The sequence below is a fragment of the Streptomyces sp. NPDC107765 genome (assembly GCF_055657085.1).
The window spans coordinates 663728-679693 of record NZ_JBVKBL010000001.1; the positions used below are offsets into that span (position 1 = coordinate 663728).

18 protein-coding genes are annotated in these 15966 nt (G+C 70.9%); 6 read left to right on the plus strand and 12 right to left on the minus strand.

The genetic code is table 11. From position 1 onward, the window contains the following. The first annotated feature begins 84 nt into the window (after positions 1-84). Positions 85-678, plus strand: coding sequence for a hypothetical protein (locus tag ACZ7MX_RS03185; RefSeq protein WP_472128791.1), 594 nt, complete (start codon positions 85-87; stop codon positions 676-678). A gap of 5 nt (positions 679-683) precedes the next feature. On the opposite strand, the gene ACZ7MX_RS03190 is transcribed toward ACZ7MX_RS03185, so the two are convergent. Further along, positions 684-1646, minus strand: coding sequence for a quinone oxidoreductase family protein (locus ACZ7MX_RS03190; RefSeq protein WP_472128793.1), 963 nt, complete (start codon positions 1644-1646; stop codon positions 684-686). Between the two features lie 157 nt (positions 1647-1803). Here ACZ7MX_RS03190 and ACZ7MX_RS03195 point away from each other — a divergent pair, with 157 nt between their 5' ends. Continuing rightward, positions 1804-2799, plus strand: coding sequence for an SMI1/KNR4 family protein (locus ACZ7MX_RS03195; RefSeq protein ID WP_472128795.1), 996 nt, complete (start codon positions 1804-1806; stop codon positions 2797-2799). A 179-nt stretch (positions 2800-2978) separates the two neighbouring features. Here ACZ7MX_RS03195 and ACZ7MX_RS03200 read toward each other — a convergent pair whose 3' ends face one another. From ACZ7MX_RS03200 to ACZ7MX_RS03225, 6 genes are all read right to left on the minus strand, one after another. Continuing rightward, positions 2979-4349, minus strand: a complete 1371-nt coding sequence (locus tag ACZ7MX_RS03200) for a benzoate/H(+) symporter BenE family transporter (protein WP_472128797.1) — start codon at positions 4347-4349, stop codon at positions 2979-2981. Next, positions 4346-5548: a trans-sulfuration enzyme family protein gene (locus ACZ7MX_RS03205; RefSeq protein WP_472128799.1), complete on the minus strand. Its 1203-nt coding sequence runs from the start codon at positions 5546-5548 to the stop codon at positions 4346-4348. Before ACZ7MX_RS03205 ends, ACZ7MX_RS03200 begins: the two co-directional genes overlap by 4 nt. Continuing rightward, positions 5545-7488: an FAD/NAD(P)-binding protein gene (locus ACZ7MX_RS03210; protein ID WP_472128801.1), complete on the minus strand. Its 1944-nt coding sequence runs from the start codon at positions 7486-7488 to the stop codon at positions 5545-5547. The genes ACZ7MX_RS03205 and ACZ7MX_RS03210 overlap by 4 nt, the downstream gene beginning before the upstream one ends. Beyond that, entirely contained in the window at positions 7482-8483 is a 1002-nt protein-coding gene (gene sbnB, locus ACZ7MX_RS03215) for a 2,3-diaminopropionate biosynthesis protein SbnB (RefSeq protein WP_472128803.1), read from the minus strand. The genes ACZ7MX_RS03210 and sbnB overlap by 7 nt, the downstream gene beginning before the upstream one ends. Positions 8484-8500: 17 nt before the next feature. Beyond that, positions 8501-9484: a 2,3-diaminopropionate biosynthesis protein SbnA gene (sbnA, locus tag ACZ7MX_RS03220; protein ID WP_472128805.1), complete on the minus strand. Its 984-nt coding sequence runs from the start codon at positions 9482-9484 to the stop codon at positions 8501-8503. A gap of 696 nt (positions 9485-10180) precedes the next feature. Then, positions 10181-11338, minus strand: coding sequence for an FAD-dependent monooxygenase (locus ACZ7MX_RS03225; RefSeq protein WP_472128807.1), 1158 nt, complete (start codon positions 11336-11338; stop codon positions 10181-10183). Positions 11339-11428: 90 nt separating this feature from the next. Here ACZ7MX_RS03225 and ACZ7MX_RS03230 point away from each other — a divergent pair, with 90 nt between their 5' ends. Continuing rightward, positions 11429-11986, plus strand: coding sequence for a TetR/AcrR family transcriptional regulator (locus ACZ7MX_RS03230; protein ID WP_472128809.1), 558 nt, complete (start codon positions 11429-11431; stop codon positions 11984-11986). 57 nt (positions 11987-12043) lie between these two features. On the opposite strand, the gene ACZ7MX_RS03235 is transcribed toward ACZ7MX_RS03230, so the two are convergent. Beyond that, entirely contained in the window at positions 12044-12178 is a 135-nt protein-coding gene (locus tag ACZ7MX_RS03235; RefSeq protein WP_467568373.1) for a hypothetical protein, read from the minus strand. Between the two features lie 103 nt (positions 12179-12281). Here ACZ7MX_RS03235 and ACZ7MX_RS03240 point away from each other — a divergent pair, with 103 nt between their 5' ends. After that, the gene (locus tag ACZ7MX_RS03240) at positions 12282-12491 is read left to right on the plus strand and encodes a hypothetical protein (RefSeq protein ID WP_472128811.1); all 210 of its coding nucleotides are present in this window, start codon (positions 12282-12284) and stop codon (positions 12489-12491) included. Between the two features lie 37 nt (positions 12492-12528). On the opposite strand, the gene ACZ7MX_RS03245 is transcribed toward ACZ7MX_RS03240, so the two are convergent. Further along, positions 12529-12930 (minus strand): MerR family transcriptional regulator, encoded by a 402-nt coding sequence (locus ACZ7MX_RS03245; RefSeq protein ID WP_472128813.1) that lies wholly within the window; start codon positions 12928-12930, stop codon positions 12529-12531. Positions 12931-13028: 98 nt separating this feature from the next. Between ACZ7MX_RS03245 and ACZ7MX_RS03250 the strand changes: the two genes are divergently transcribed. Continuing rightward, positions 13029-13835: an amidohydrolase family protein gene (locus tag ACZ7MX_RS03250; RefSeq protein WP_472128815.1), complete on the plus strand. Its 807-nt coding sequence runs from the start codon at positions 13029-13031 to the stop codon at positions 13833-13835. Positions 13836-13879: 44 nt separating this feature from the next. Here the strand turns inward: ACZ7MX_RS03250 and ACZ7MX_RS03255 are convergent, their stop codons facing one another. Further along, complete coding sequence (locus ACZ7MX_RS03255) at positions 13880-14380, minus strand: hypothetical protein (protein ID WP_472128817.1); 501 nt, start codon at positions 14378-14380, stop codon at positions 13880-13882. A gap of 228 nt (positions 14381-14608) precedes the next feature. On the opposite strand from ACZ7MX_RS03255, the gene ACZ7MX_RS03260 reads away from it, so the two are divergent. Continuing rightward, on the plus strand, positions 14609-14998 hold the full coding sequence (locus ACZ7MX_RS03260; RefSeq protein ID WP_472128819.1) for a VOC family protein: 390 nt from the start codon (positions 14609-14611) through the stop codon (positions 14996-14998). 66 nt (positions 14999-15064) lie between these two features. Here the strand turns inward: ACZ7MX_RS03260 and ACZ7MX_RS03265 are convergent, their stop codons facing one another. Together ACZ7MX_RS03265 and ACZ7MX_RS03270 are read right to left on the minus strand one after the other, a co-directional pair. Beyond that, positions 15065-15610 (minus strand): GNAT family N-acetyltransferase, encoded by a 546-nt coding sequence (locus tag ACZ7MX_RS03265; RefSeq protein WP_472128821.1) that lies wholly within the window; start codon positions 15608-15610, stop codon positions 15065-15067. 145 nt (positions 15611-15755) lie between these two features. Beyond that, positions 15756-15959, minus strand: coding sequence for an MbtH family protein (locus ACZ7MX_RS03270; protein WP_472128823.1), 204 nt, complete (start codon positions 15957-15959; stop codon positions 15756-15758). Positions 15960-15966: the final 7 nt, after the last annotated feature.

Consider the following 15966-nt stretch of genomic DNA (forward strand, 5'->3'; position numbering starts at 1 on the left):
AAGCGACCTCAGGGGTGGATCTCGGGGATGCGTCAGGGTCGGTACCTGATGTGGCTCAGGGTGCCGAGTCCGTACTTTTTGATCATGACTTCACCACGCATCGCATTCCTCACCGCCCCTCTCCTGACGGGCGCGTACGGCGTGCTCCGCATCATCGACGGCCTCGACGGCAGCCGCGGACCGGGCGCGGCATGGACCGCCGGCCACCTGTGTTTCCTCGGCGGGCTCGTCTTCTTCGTTCGAGGCTTCGGCATGATGCGCGCGTGGGCGGGTCGCAACCGGCTGGCCACGGTGGGTCTTTGGACCGGCGCAGCGGGAGCCGTCGCCGTCGCGGGGCAGTTCCTCATCGACCTCGCAGTGGGGTTCCTCTCTGCCGACCACGGCGCCATGCAGGAGATGTTCGCCCGTATCCAGGCGATACCCGGAGTGCTTCCGGTGTTCTACGACTACGGGCCCCTGCTCTTCTTCGTCGGCCAGCTCGTCCTCGTCGCCCAACTCGCCGTCCGGCGCATCCTCAAGCCATGGGCCCCCCTCCTCGTCCTCATCGACACCACACTGCCCTTCGCCGACAAGGACCTCATACCGCTCGGGGCCGCACTCCTGCTGGTCTCCTTCGCGCCGCTGTACCGCCGCCGGGCGGCCACGGACCAGCCGATCGGCACGTCACTCGCGGCGTAACGGTCTCAAGGGGAAAGGATCAGCTTGCCCTTGGTGCGGCGGGCCAAGAGGTCCTCGTGGGCCTCGCGGGCGTGCCCGAGGTCGTATGCGGCACCGACCAGCGGCCGCAGGCGGCGCCGCGCGGCGAGGTCGAGCAGTTCCTCAAGTGCCGGGCCACCGGCTCCCTTCGCGGCGATCAGCGGGATGAGCCAGAAGCCGGCGACGGTGATGCTGTCCACCGCGAGCCGTCCGGGGTCGATGGCAGCGGCGGCCTGCCGGGAGGAGGCGCCGTACGTCACCAGGCGTCCCAGGTATCCGAGTGCGTCCAGTGCGGCGTCGAGGACGGGGCCGCCGATGGCGTCCAGGATGATGTCGACCGGGCGTCCGTGATTGGCGTCAAGGACGCGCTCCCGGTAGCCCTCCGCGCCACCGTCGATCGCCGCGTCCGCGCCCCGTTCCAGGGCGAAGGCGCGCTTCTCGTCGGAGGACGCCGTGGCGATGATGCGCCCGGCTCCGAACTCCCGGGCCAGTTGCACGGCGAGGCTGCCCGTCCCGCCTGCGGCGGCATGCACCACCACGCTCTCGCCGGGCCGTATCCGGGCGACCGAGCGCAGCAGATGCCACGCCGTCAGCCCCTGGACGAGCAGTGCCAGGGCCTCGCCGGCGCTCACGCCGTCCGGCAGCGCGACGAGGTCTCGGTCGGCGACGACCGTCTTCGCGGCGTATCCGCCCTGTGTCACATAGCCCAGCACCCGTCGGCCGTCCGCGGTGCGGCCGACGACCTCCATGCCGGGGATGCGCGGTAACGGCCCCTTGGGTGCGTACGGGCCCTCGGTGTGCTCGCCGGCGAGCTGCTTGATGTCACCGAAGTTGACGCCGGCAGCCGCCACCTCCACGAGGCTCTCGCCCGGCCCTGCCACGGGGTCCGGCACATCGGCCTCCCGCAGGACCTCGGGGCCGCCGAACCGCTCGTACTGCATCGCGCGCATGCCACACCTCTCGCCGTACCGATCATCACGCCTCGCCTCAGTGTCACTCATTGCGAGCTGCCATCGGCCACGAGAGACCTCGTTCAGCAGCCCACGCGCCGAAGCCCGAAGCCGCCGGCCGGCACCGCTGTCAGTGGCGTCCGCTTCAATGCCTGTCATGAACGCATGCGACGAACAGGCCGGTCAGGAAGCACTCCTCTCGGCCGTCCACCGCCTGGCCTGGCCGGGCACCGGCGAGCTGGTGTGTGAAGAGGCCGGGCACCCTACGGGACACGTCTGTCTGGCGGTGCCGTCGGGGCCGGTGAACCCTGCGGGCTTCCCGAACTCTCCGGACCCTTCGCACCGGCCCGACCTCTCCGCCCTCCAAGAGGCGCTCAGTGGACGCTACGGGCGGCCGCGCAGTCTGGCGATGGACGGGTACACCGATCCGACCGTCACCCGGCGGACGGGGCTGCCGCTCCTGGCCCCGTTCGGTGAACGGCTCGTCGAGATGCGCGCCTGGGCGCACGGGAGCCGGTGGATCGGCTGCGGTAGCGCCCGTTTCGACGACGGCATACGGCCCGTGGTGCTGGTCGCGGAGGGGCAGGATCCGGCCGCGGACGTACCGGAGGGCTCTTCCTGGGTGGACGGGGTCGTGGCCGTGACCGGATGGGACGCCTCCGGGAGGCATACGGTCGACTGGGCGGAGACCGAGGCCCGCCTCGGGACTCCCCTGCCCAGTGACTACAAACGCCTCGTCGGCATCTTCGGGGACGGCGCCTTCGACGGCTACCTCCAACCCCATACACCCGGTTCCTGCTTCAAGAGCACTGACATCGTCCGGCGGACCGCGTGGCTGAGCGAGTGGGCAAGCGCGAGAAGCAGCGGCCTATGGGAACCGTACGAGCTGTACCCCGCGCCCGGCGGGCTCCTGCAGTGGGCGAGCAGCGAACAGGCCGATGCGTTCTTCTGGCTCACCGAGGGCACCGACCCCGACCGGTGGCCCATCCTCATCACGGAAGACACCCACGACTCCTGGGTCCGCTTCGACGGAACGACCACCGAATTCATCTACCGCATGCTCACCGACCGGCAGCACCCCTTCAACACGGCCCGCTATTTCGACACCCACTGGTTCGAGAGTTACGGGAGTAGCGGGAGTAACGGCGAGTAGCGGGACCGAGGACCAGACCGAAGCTGAGGACTAGACGGAAAGCCGAAGGACCCCCGACCCGAGCGAAGGGCCTTCGCCGGCCGGGGCGCGGGTTGGACACACGGCAGCGGCCGCCCCGACCGGGTGGTCGGAGCGGCCGCTGAAGGTGTGGCGGGTCGGTAATCGCCTGTGCTGTGCGGTTACTTGGCAGCGGGCTGCGGGGTCTTCGTACCGGCGCGGGTGGTGCGCCAGCGGGTGAGGACGAGGTGCGACACGACGCCGAAGACCAGGCCCCAGAAGGCCGAGCCCACGCCGAGGAGGGTGACTCCCGAGGCGGTGGTGAGGAAGGTGATCAGGGCGGCCTCGCGGTCCTTCTCCTCGGTGACCGCTCCGGTCAGGCCGCCGGCCAGCGCCCCGAGCAGGGCGACGCCGGCGATGGCGGCGACCAGTTCCTTGGGCAGGCCCGCGAAGAAGACCACGAGGGTGGTGCCGAAGGCGCCGATCAGGAGGTAGAACGCTCCGCACGCGACGCCGGCGACGTAGCGGCGCTTGGGGTCGCGGTGGGACTCGGGTCCGGTGCAGATCGCCGCGGTGATGGCCGCGAGGTTGATGGCGTGCGACCCGAACGGGGCGAGCAGCGTGGACACCAGACCGGTCGAGCCGATCAGCAGCCGGTCCTTGGGCCGGTATCCGGACGCGGTGAGGACCGCCATTCCAGGGGCGTTCTGCGAGGCCAGAGTGGCCAGGATCATGGGCACCGCAATGCCGATGAGCGAGGCGACCGAGAACTCGGGAGTGGTCAGCACGGGGCGGGCCAGCTCGATGCTGTGCAGGTTGATGTGCAGGCGCGAGGTGACGGCGCTGCACACCACGCCGGTGGCCAGCGCGATCAGCACGGCGTAACGCGGCAGCCACCGCTTGCCGAGCAGATAGGCCAGCAGGACGGGCCCGGCGATCCACGGCGCGGTCTTCAGGGAGGTGAAGACACCGGTGCCGAAGGAGAACAGGATGCCCGCGAGCATGGCCGACACCACGGCCGTGGGGACCTGCCGGATGAGCCACCCGAACACCCCGGTCAGCCCGACCAGGGTGATCACGACACCGGTGACGAGGAAGGCGCCGATGGCTTCCGGGTACGAGTAGGCGCCCAGGCTGGTGACCAGCAGGGCCGCGCCGGGCGTCGACCAGGCGGTGATGACCGGCATCTTCGTGCGCAGGCTGAGCCCGATGCAGGTCAGGCCGCTGCCTATGGAGATGGCCCAGACCCAGGAGCCGGTCTGCGCCTGGTTCAGGTGGCCGGCCGTGGCGGCGGCGAGCACGATGACCAGCGGGCCGGAGTACGAGACCACGACCGCCACGAACCCGGCGAGGACCGCGGACAGCGAGAGGTCACCCACCAGGCCCCGACGGGCGGCAGGTTGGCCGGATTCCGTGGGTGCCGGGCTGCCACTGCCCGTCGTGCCGGTGCTCTCCCCGGTCGGGGTGCTGGTGCTTGTGCTGGTGTTGCCGGTGGTGCTGGTACTTGTGGTGGTGCTGTCGGTGGTGCTGGTGTTGCTGGTGTCTGAGCTCACGGGGCGTCCTTCGCGGCGCGTTCCAGTGCCTGCTCCAGATCGGCGATGAGGTCGGCCGGGTCCTCGACGCCGATGGACAGCCGGAGCATGTCCTTGGGTGATGTGCTGTCCGGTCCCTCGAATGTGTAGCGGTGTTCGATCAGGCTTTCCACCCCACCCAGGGATGTGGCGCGAATGAACAGTTCGCAATGTTCGGCCGCGCGCAGCGAACGCGTCCAGTCCCCGGCGATGTGCAGCGAGAGCATGCCGCTGTAGCCGCCGGTCATCTGCCGGGAGGCGACCTTGTGCCCCGGGTCGGTGGGCAGGCCCGGGTAGGCGACCCGGCTGACCAGGGGGTGGGCGGAGAAGTGCTCGGCCAGGGTCATGGCGGAGGCCGATATCTGGCGCATGCGCGGGAAGAGCGTCCGTATGCCGCGGAGCAGCAGGTACGTCTCCCACGGGCCGAGGATCGGGCCGGTCAGCCTGCGGTGCAGGCGCAGCCGCTCCCAGAGCGCCTGGCGCTCCTCGGTCAGGTCCGGCGCGGCCACGAGGAGACCGGCCACCACGTCGTTGTGGCCGTTCAGGTACTTCGTGCCGGAGTGCATGATCAGGTCGGCGCCGAGCTCGAACGGCCGGGTGTGCACCGGCGTGGGGACGGTGTTGTCCACGCCGAACAGCGCGCCGGCCCGGTGGGCGATGTCGGCGCAGGCTTCGAGGTCGGTGACCAGCCAGGTGGGGTTGGCCGGGGATTCCGCCCACAGCAGGGCGGTCGGCGCCGCCTCGACCGCCTGGGCCACCGCGTCCAGATCGTCCATCGGGACGCGTACGACCTCCAGGCCGCGCTGCGTGCCGAACTCCAGCAGCCACTTGGTGAGGCCGAAGTACATGGTCTGCGGCACCACGACCCGGGCCCCGGCGGGCAGGACCTGGAAGACGGCGGTGGCGGCGGCCATGCCGGAGGAGAACACCAGCGCGTCGGAGCCGCCCTCCAGCCCGGCGACGACGTTCTCGACCTGTTCGTAGCCCGGGGTGCCCTGGTCGCGCAGGTAGGCGAGGCCGGCCGGGGTGCGGTACTGGTCGTCGCGGGCGTAGGTCGCCCCCATGCTCACCGGCGGCGGCACGGCACCGGTGGTCGGGCAGCGCCAGCCGTCGCCCTGCGCGGCCCGGGTCTCGATGCGGTACTCCCGGGTCCAGGGAGTGTAGGTCTCGCGGTTGCTCATGATGTCCTCTTGGTCAGGGCCGGCAGGGCGGTACGGAGGGCGAGTTCGGCGTCCTTCAACGCGCGGGACGGTGCGCCGGGCGAGGGGACGTAGTGGTTGTAGTAGCTGGACCCCTCGGTGTGCGGGCCGAGGAAGAACAGCGTGGGCCGTATCTCCCCGGCGGGGCCGATGCCTTGTCCCTCGCGGGTGACGTGGAGTCCGGTGACCCGGGTGCCGCGCCGGGCCAGGGTGGAGACGCGGCCGGCCGCGACGAGCCGGCCCAGCAGCGAGGCGGGCAGCCGGTCCGCGCTCGGCTCGGCGACATGGGCGTGTACGACGTGTCCGACCTCGACGCTCTCCGGGCCGGCCAGGCAGGTGGACTCCAGGCGCCAGGGGCCCTGGCCGCTCGGCGCGATGACCTTCGGGCGCGGTCCGGGGCCGAGCCGGAGGACGCCGGCGTCCAGCAGCGACAGCAGTTCCGCCGACCGGTCCAGCTGCGGGCCGATCACCAGGCGGTTGACGGCGGAGTTGAACTCACCGAAGAAGTGGTCCAAGGAAGGGTCGTCGACGCCCGGCGGGTCGATGACGGCCCGGAGGGCGTCGCGGTGGTCGCGCAGCACTTCCAGGGCTTCCTTGACGGGGCTGGCGCCCAGCCCCTCGCGGGCCTCGGCCAGGTCCTCCGCGACCCGGGCGGCGAACCACTCGGCGTACGCCTCCGTGTCGGCCCACTGCCGGTCGGCGGGCTCCTCGGTCAGCACGCCGTGCAGCGGGTACGGCCCGAACTCCTCCCGTGCGGCGGCCAGCGCCCGGTCGACGCCCGAGGTGGCCACCCGGTGGGCGAACTCGGCGCCCGCGCCCGCGGCGTCGCCCGTCCTGCCGGCCAGGACGGTGCGGTAGTAGGTCAGTTCCATCTCGGCTTCCACCAACGGCAGTACGTCGTCGAGGAAGTTGAGCCGTCCGTCCGCACGCTGCCGGCGCAGGGTCGCGATCCGGTCCGTGGTCAGGGCCAGGGCCGCGGAGCGGGTCCGGCCCGGGTTGAGGTGCGGCCGGCTGCGCGAGGGCAGCCCGGAGCGGTTGACCAGCACGATCCGCGGCTCGCGGCCGCTGGGTACGTAACGCAGCCGCCCGCCGTCGTCCGCCGGTTCGTGTCGGCCACCGCGGCCCAGCGTCAGGCTGGCGATCACGTCCATGGCGGTCAGCCCCATGCCCAGCACGGCGACGTCGTCGCCGGGGCCGATGCTGTCCAGGGCGGTGGGCAGCGGGTAGGGGCGGGTGATCAGGCCGGGTCCGGCGGGCGGTTCGGGCCGGGAGGCGACCGGGAGGTGGAGGGTGTGGTGTCCGACGGTCACGAAGACCGCGTCGGCCTCCAGGTGGGTGCCGTCGTCGAGGAGCACGACCTCGCCGCCGTCTTCGCCGGGTCGGATGTCGGTGGCCGTGGTGGCGTGCCGTATCAGGACGAAGCAGGGCGGTGCGGCGGCGACGATGCGTTCGGCCGCCCAGGTGAGGTATTCGCTCAGCAGCCTGCGGGGCAGGAAGTCGTTCGGCCGGATCTGCCGCCCCTCCCCCGCCCGTACGGTGCAGCCGTCCGCGCCCAGTCGCAGGTCCCTCTCCTGGCACCAGGTGTGGAGGGAAGGGCCGGCGATGGGCGTGGGGCCGTCCACCATCTCGCCGTCAGCGAAGGCGGTGATCTGCGCGCACACGGTGTTGAGCAGGAGGTGGTCGGGCTGGTCGCGGAGGTGGAAGCCGGGGCCGAGGGGCTGGGGGTCCACGAGGTGGACGGTGACCGGGAAGGGCTCCGCCAGGCACTGGCTGACGAGCCGCTCCACGAGGCCCAGTCCGCGCGATCCGGCCCCGACGATCGCGAGGGTGGCGGGCCGTTCGGCGTCCCAGGAGCCGGCCGGGGTGGCCGACGGGGCCCCCGCACGCTGTGCGTGTGCGGTGTACTGCTCCGTGGCTACCACCGGCTGGTCTCCCCGAAGAAGTTGGGAACCGCGATGGCCGAGCCGGCTTCCCGGGCCTGGCGCAGGACGTACGCGCCGACGGCCAGGTCGAGGACGCCGAGGCCGAACGGCGAGAAGATCACCGGCCGTTCCTCGGACACCGTCACCTCGCCGTTCAGGACGCCGGCGAGCGTGCCGGTCACGAAGTCCCGCGAGCCGGTCAGCTGCTCCGCGAGGTGCGGTGAGGTGTTGGCCTTCAGGCAGTGGTCGACGTCGTCGAGGACGTTGTCCGCCGCCAGCACCACCTCGGGCGCGAGGTCCCGCAGCGAGATGTTCAGCACGAGCTGGCCCGGCTTGAACGGCGTGGTGACGTACGGCTCCAGTGCGGTGGTGGCGAAGACCACGGTCTCGGCCTCCAGCGCCGTACCGAGGTCGGCGGTGAAGGAGGCGGGGCGCTGCTGGGTGGTGCGCAGATGGTCGACGAGGGCCTGGCCCGACTCCTGGTGGAGGTCGTGCACGAGGTAGGCGTCCGGGGCTGCGCCTGCGGCGTGGAGGTAGTCGCAGATGTTGCGGGCGATGACACCGCCGCCGACGATCGCGATCCGCGTGCCCTCGAAGCCGCCCGGGCGCAGGGTGGTTGCGGCCACGGCGGCGGACGCGGCGGTGCGGGCGGCGCTGATGTTGGCGGCTTCCAGGCAGGCGATCGGGTAGCCGGTCTCATAGTCGTTGAGGATGAGCACGGCCGAGGCGCGGGGCTTCCCGACCTGGGTGTTCTTGGGGAAGCTGGCGATCCACTTGATGCCCGCGAGCTGGACGTCGGCGCCGAGGTAGGCGGGCAGCGCGATGATCCGGGAGTCGGGCTTCTCCGGAAACCGGAGGAAATAGCTGTCGGGGTTGATGCTTTCCCCGGCCTCATGGCTGCGATATGCCTGGCTGACGATGCCGAGGACCTCGGCCCGTTGGTCGCTCAGGATCTCGCGTACGGTCTCGCCCGCCACCACGTCGAAGTCGAACATGAAAAACACACCTCTCCTCAGGCGCCGGCCTGAGAAACTTCCGAAATTTCCGAGCAGATGAGTTCGGGCCAACGGGCGGCCACCCAGGAGTCGTTGTAGATCGTCTCCAGGTAGCGTTCACCGAAGTCCGGTGAAAGGGCGACCACGACGCTTCCCTCGGGGATTTCCTTGGCCTTGGCCCGTACCGCGGACAGCACCGTCCCGCTGGATCCGCCGAGCAGCAGCCCGCGTTCCTCGGCCAGCATCCGGCACATTTCCACGGCATCCGCTTCGGACACCATCACGACTTCGTCGATATGGCGCTCGTCGAGGATTTCGGGACGCCGACTGGTACCGAGTCCGGGGATGTGGCGCCGGGCGGGTGGGCCACCGAAGGACACCGAGCCGACGGCGTCGACGGCGATGATCCGGGTGGCCGGGCTGTGCTGCCGGAAGTACTCCGCACACCCCATCAGGGTCCCGGTCGTGCCGGCCCCGATGAAGGCGTAGTCGACGTGGCCGATCTCGTCCAGGATGGAGCGTCCGGTGCGGTCACGGTGCACCTGGGGGCCGGCCGGATTCGCGTACTGGTTCAGCCAGTACGCGTCGGGTTCGCATGCCAGGCGGTCGTGGATGTAGTTGATGCGGGACTGCAGATATCCGCCGTTGCCGTCGCGGATGTCGATGACGACGACCTCTGCGCCGAGCGCCTGCATCAGCCGCACGGACTGCGCGTTGGCATTGGGGTCCGTCACACAGGTCAGGCGGTACCCCTTGGCCGCACAGACCATGGCGAGGGCCACGCCGAGATTCCCCGAGGTCGATTCGATGAGGCGGGTACGCGGAAATTCACGCCCCGAGTCCTCGGCCTGGGCCACCAGCGCGATGGCCGTCTTGAGCTTGACCGAGCCTGCCGGATTGAGGCCCTCTAGTTTGAGAAAGACTGAACTTCCAGGTACGAGATGATCGGCCCGGATGAACAAGTCATCCAATACCAGATCATAAATGTCTTCTGCTATCACGGAAATCCAACACTGTTGAGTGCGGGCACGCAGATTGCGCGACCGAGGCCGAAATTGCGAGAACCCATGGGCGTGCTCACTGCGCCCGGTCAATACGCAGACATGCAGAAGATGGTTTCCCCCCGTTTGTCGCCTACTTGTCCCCCGAGTCCGCGACGCTCAAATGGTGCCACACGCCAGCACGGTTCGTACAGGACATTTTTTCGACTAGGGGCGTTTCACCAGGTTCCGACCCGTCCGGAATTCGGCATTCCAAATATGCTTCAGAACTCAACATTTTGAAGGGAGTGGCAATGTGCAGATCGGAGGCGCTTCCCACGCGTCCCACGCCACATCCTCCGTCGCACTCCCACACATAACGAAAATGGATTTCCAGTCTCCATTTACGGGTTGTCCGCCGGCGAGCCGGCACCCGGATGCGGCTACCCTCTGCCGGTGCCGCGCAGTGAAAAGGCCGCCCGACGCCTCGTCGTCGACGGCCGGACCTTCCTGTGGCCGTTGCACCACGTCCACGACGCCGTGAACAACGGCCGGTACCACGGCTGCTGCGAGATCCTCGTCAGCCGGCCGGGCTGCGGTCGGTCGGCGTCACGATGCCGCGGTCGGAGGAGAAGCGGATGGTCTTGACCGTGAGACCGGTGCGCCTGGCCAGTTCGCCTTCGGTACGTACCGCGTCAGCGCATCCGTACGTCCCCGTCAGTGCAGTCGCGGCGGCGTCCAGTCGGCATGGCGCAGGGCGGTGCGGACGGTGGCGCGGGACGGGGCGAGGCGGAGTGCGGTATTGCGCAGGGCGATGGCCAAGGGGTGGGTCAGTTGCTGGCCCATCCGGCCGGCCTGGCGGGCTGCGCGGGCGACGGACTGGCTGCGGGGGCGGCGTTCCGCGTCGTAGCGGGTCAGCGCCGCCTCGACACGGGGTTCGGCGGCCAAGGCGGCGGCGAGTGTGGCCGCGTCCTCCAGCGCCTGGCAGGCGCCCTGGCCGAGGTTCGGGGTCATGGCGTGGGCCGCGTCGCCGAGCAGGGCGATGCGGCCCACGGCGTAGGTGGGCAGGGGGGTGGCCAGTTCGTTGATGTCGTGGTGCAGGACGGCCTCGGGACGGGTGGCGTCCAGCAGCGCCGGAATCGGGTCGTGCCAGTCGGCGAATCGGCGGCGCAGCTCTGCGAGCGGGTCGGAAAACCGCACGCCGGCGGGCGAGTTGAGGACCGCATGCCACTCGGCGCGGCCGTCCGTGAAGGCGATGTGGCCGAACTCGGCGCCCGGGCCCCAGGTCAGTTCGAAGTCGGTGCGCAGCTCGACCGGGTGCTCGGTGATGGCACGCAGTACGGTCGAGCCGCTGTACGCCGGGCCGGGGTGGCCGGGGAAGAGCTGGCCGCGCAGCCGGCTGTTGATGCCGTCGGCGGCCACGACCAGATCCGCTTCGAGGCGGGTCTCCCCCAGCGGTATCCGCACCCGGGCCGGGTCGGAGCGGTCCACGGAGGTCACTTCGGCGCCGATGTGGAGAGACTCCGGCGGCAGGGCCTCGCGGAGCGCCCGGTGGAGCGCGGCGCGCGGGATGCCGACGATCGGGGTGCCCAGTTCACGCTCCAGCGCGACGCCGTCCATACGGGCCAGCCGGCCTCCGTCCGGCGTACGGGTGCCGCCGACGTACTGCGGCCGTGCGGCGGCGCGAACCGCTGCGCCGACCCCGAGGGCGTCCAGGGCTCGGATGCCGTTGGCGTGCAGGGAGATGCCCGCACCGGCGTCGTCGAGGACGGGGGCGCGTTCGACGACGGTCACGTCCCAGCCGATCCGGCGCAGGCCGATCGCCGCGGCCAGCCCGCCGATGCCTCCGCCGACCACCACTGCACTGTTCCCCACGACGGCCCCCTCTGTCTTCTGTCAGCTTCCGCAGGCTTCTACAGATGTAGAAGATCGTACCCCGCACCTCTACAGGTGTAGAAAGGAGGGGTGACCACAGATCGACGTACCGTTCTCGCCGACGCCGCCATCGAGGTGCTCGCCGAGGCCGGGATGCGGGGACTGACCCACCGGGCCGTGGACCGCGCGGCGGACCTGCCGCCGGGCACCACCTCCGCGTACTACCGCACCCGGCAGGCGCTGCTCACCGCGCTGGTCCGGCGGCTCGTCGTACGCGACCAGGCGGAGCTGCAGAGAGCGGGGGACGAGACGCCCGCGCCGCGCGATGCCGACGAACTGGCCGGGCAGATCGCCGGGTTCGTCGAGCAGCGGCTCACGGGCGAAGGGCGGCAGCGGTCCCTCGCGCGCTATGCGTGCGTCCTGGAAAGCGCACGCCATCCTGAGCTGCGCGAGATCCTGGTGCCGCGGGAGAACGCCGGACGGGACACCGTGCGCGACTTCCTGGCCGCGCAGGGCGTGGCCGATGCCGAAGGCCGCACGCTCACCCTGCTGGCCTGCGTGGACGGGCTGGTCTTCGACCGTCTGCCGGTCGGCGGGGGCGTACTGGAGGAGGAGATCCGGGGGCTGATCGCCGCCGCGTTGCGGTAGCCCCGCCAGGGAAGCGGTCGCGGGGAGGACGCTGCCCGGCCGCCCCCGCTCAGCCGCTCACGGCCCGAGGGGCTCCCAGCCGAAGAAGAGCGCCCCGAAGATGCTGAGCACCCACAGCACGGCGAGCGCCGCGACCACGCCGAGTGCGGCGATTCCGATCACAACTGCCTTGGCCCCTGCGCTGTTTGCCATGGCTCGATTCTCCTCCTCGCCTTGCCCGGAGTGTGCGGCGGGGTGCCGGTGGCGAGGGTCACCGGCCAGCACGGGCCGCCGGTCACCGGAAGGGTTACGCTCGATGGAGGCAGGCGTTCCGACCGCAGTGGCGGCCACGAGCCAGTACGCGGAGGCGGCCATGAGCCAGTACGACGAATACACGACTCCGTCGCAGGCCGAGGGCGAACGGCTGGAGGAGGACATGGATCCGGGCCAGCCGCAGCACCCCGAGACGATGCGGACCCAGCCTTCCCAGGCGGAGGGCGAGCGCCGGGCCGAAGACGACGAGTGAGGGACCATCGGCTCACGGGCCGAGGGCTGAGTGGGCTTCACCGCGGTGGTGCCGTCCGCTCACCGGGTGGTGTCGTCCGTTCGTCCCCGCGGCGACCCTCCGCGCCCGCGAGCGTCTCCCGCAGCGCCGCACGGGCCGCCGCGAGCTCGGCGGACCGCTGGTCGAGGGCGCGCAGCTGTTCCCGGAGCGCGTCGAGCACGCCGGGGCAGGGCTGGACGGCGGCCGTGCCGGTGGTGCAGGGCAGCACCTGACGGATGACCCGGGTGGGCAGCCCGGCCGCGAGGAGGGCACGGATGCGGCGTACGGCGACGGCGTCGGAGTCCGCGTAGGCCCGGTAGCCGTTGGCCAGCCGCTCGGGCCGCAGCAGCCCGGCCCGCTCGTAGTAGCGCAGCAGCCGCTCGCTGGTCCCGGTCCGCTCGGCCAGCTCCCCGATCAGCACGGCCTCCCCCTCTCGCTTGACCTTCCCACGGTGTCAGGGATCAACACTGGCCCCGCCGCCCGCATTCCGCCGGTGGCCCGCACCCCGGGAAGGCGCACATGATCATCGATGCCCACAGCCATGTCCACGACCCGCTGGACCTCCACCTGGCCGCGCTGGACGACGCGGGCGTGGAGCGGACGGTCCTCTTCCCCACCCGTCCGCACCCGGAACGGGCCACGGACCTGGCCTCCCTCCGTCACGAGATGGGCGTCCTGGAACGCGCGCTGAGCGGCGGCACCGACGGTCGTACGGCCCCGGCCGGTGACGACGGGTACGCCGCGGCGTGGCGGGAGCTGGACGAGGCGCTGGCCGCCCACCCCACCCGCTTCCTGGGCTTCGGCTCGGTGCCCCTGGGCCTCGATGAGGCCGGGACCGCGGCGTGGGTGGCGCGGGAAGTGGCCGGCCGCGGACTGCACGGCATCGGGGAGCTCACCCCGCCCCCGGACCGGGCGGCGCTGGTCGAGCCGGTGCTCCGGGCGGCCCACGACCACGGCGGGCTCCCCGTGGTCGTCCACGGCTACCCGCCCACGACCGCGGCGGACGTGCGGACCCTGGCGGGACTGGCGGACCGCTACCCGAAGGTGCCGTTGGTGATCAGCCAACTGGCCGGGGCGCACTGGATGGCAGCGATCGAACTGGCCCAGGTCACACCCAACGTTTACCTGGAACTGTCCACGGCGAACATCGTCTTCGCCGTCCGCCTGGCCATCCAGGCACTCCCCACCCGCACCCTCTTCGGCTCCGACGCCCCGTACGGCGACCCCGTGCTGTCCCGCGCCACCGTGGAGCGGGTCACGCCGCCCGGCGAGGTCCGGGAGCGGGCGCTGGGCGGGAATCTGGCGGAGCTGCTGGGCCTGGAGTGACCCACGTAGTGGGGGCGCTCAGGCGGCGCGCTCGGTGGGGGTGCTCAGTGGGCGTGCTCCTGCACCGTGGCCGGGATGATCCGGTAGTCCCGTTCGAAGACGATGTTGTGGAGCTCCGCGGCCGCGATCTCGCGCAGGGCCGACAGCTTGGCGGCGGCCTGCTCCTCGGTGAAGACGTTGAGCGGCCAGTCGCGCAAGGGGCCACCGCGCAGGTGCGGATGGTGGAACGCGGCGCCGAAGAAGGCGTGCAGCACGATCGGGCTGACGCCGGCGTCCCGCTGCTCGGGCCAGGTGAGGGACCAGACCGCATCGGCGCCCGCGTCGTCCGTCCGCATCCCGGTGGCCAGGATCTCTCCGGTGCCCAGGAGCAGGTCCTCGTTGATCTCGCCGAGTGCCTGCCGCGCGTACGGGTCGAGGAGCTCGACCGTCCGGGCGAAGAGACGCTCCTTGTCCTCACGGGAAACTGCGCGCTCGTGCGTACCGTCACGGAGATCGGCGAAATGCCTCAGCAGCTCTGCGGTGTATCCGGGCCGGGACGCGTCCATGGGTCCTCCTCACTGGGGCGCGGTGCCCACGGGCAGCGGGCGCTGAGCGGCCACCGCCGCGGCTCTCTCCCTCCAGCCTTTGCCGGAACGAGCAGATCCGCACGCCGGGGCCGCAGGAAGACCGATGCGCTCCGCCAGGAGGTCGGTTACGCTCTGCGGCGACATCGCGTGTCGGTTACTGGCTGGGTGAGGCATGGAGGTGTCGGGAGATGCCTTCGGAGGCATTCCTTGTCGGTCGAGTTGAACCACACGATCATCCACGCCCGGGACAACCGGGAGTCCGCCGCCTTCTTCGCGGAACTGCTGGGCCTTGCCATCACCGCGGAATGGGGCCCGTTCCTCGCCGTCGGTCTGAGCAACGGCGTCACGCTGGATTTCGCCACGATCCCCGCGGACAGAATCACCCCGCAGCACTACGCCTTCCTGATCTCCGAGGAGGAGTTCGACCGGGCGTACGCGCAGATCAAGCAGCTGGGCATCGAGCACTGGGCCGATCCGCACCAGCGACAGCCCGGCTCGATCAACCACAACGACGGTGGCCGGGGCGTGTATTTCCTGGACCCGGCGGGTCATGCGATGGAGCTGATCACCGTGCCGTACGGCGGGTGGGCCGCGTAGGCAGCTGAGCCGGAGGCCGCACCCCGGCGCGGGGTGCGGCCTTCGGCGACCTGCCCGGCGTGGGGCTCAACGGGTCAGGTGGCCGCTCGGGGAGGGTTCCGGGGTGTCCTGGACCGTGGACACCACCAGCATCTTGGTGACGCCTCCGGTGTCCGAGACGACGTCGCGTACGTGGCGGAAGCCGAGCCGTTCGCAGAGGGCGAGACTGGCGGTGTTCTCGGCGCCGACCATGCCGTAGACCTCCTTGAGGCCGAGGGTGTCCGCGGCGTAGGTCAGCAGGCCCTGGACGAGTTCGCGGCCGAGGCCCCGGCCCCAGTGCTTTCTGACCAGGGCGGCGATGGCCTCGTGGCCGTCGACGTTGCCGGTCTTCTTGATCTCGGCGTGGCCGATGTAGTCGCCGTCGGACCACACGCCCCATACGTCGAAGAGGTTCTTGCCGTAGACGTCGGTGAGGATCGAGCGGTAGATGGTGCGGATCTCCGCTTCGGAGCATCTCTCCTGGCCCATCCAGCGACAGACCACTTCGTCGCTGAGGAGCTCGACGAAGACGTTCTCGTCCTCGGGACGGTAGGGGAGGAAGAGCAGTCGGGCGGTACGCAGGGTCGGGGTCATGGCAGACGTCCTTGTCTCGACGGGAGGGCCGCGGGCGAAGGGCCACATAGCGATATCCGAGGGGTGCGGGGTGTGGGGGGACGGGTCATCCGGACGGCGTGGGGCGCGGCGGGTGCCGCGCCCCACGGCTGCCGGTGACGGGTGGTCAGGCGCCGGCGTTCTCCATGCGCTCGCGGAGGCTGCGGGGGCGCATGTCGGTCCAGACCTCGTCGACGTAGGCGGAGCACTCGTCCTGGGTGCCCTCCTTGCCGACGGCGTGCCAGCCGGCGGGGACCTCCAGGTCGGCGAGCCAGAGCGAGTACTGGTCCTCATCGTTGCGCAGGACCTGGTAGCGGGCGTTCTCGTCCATGTCGATT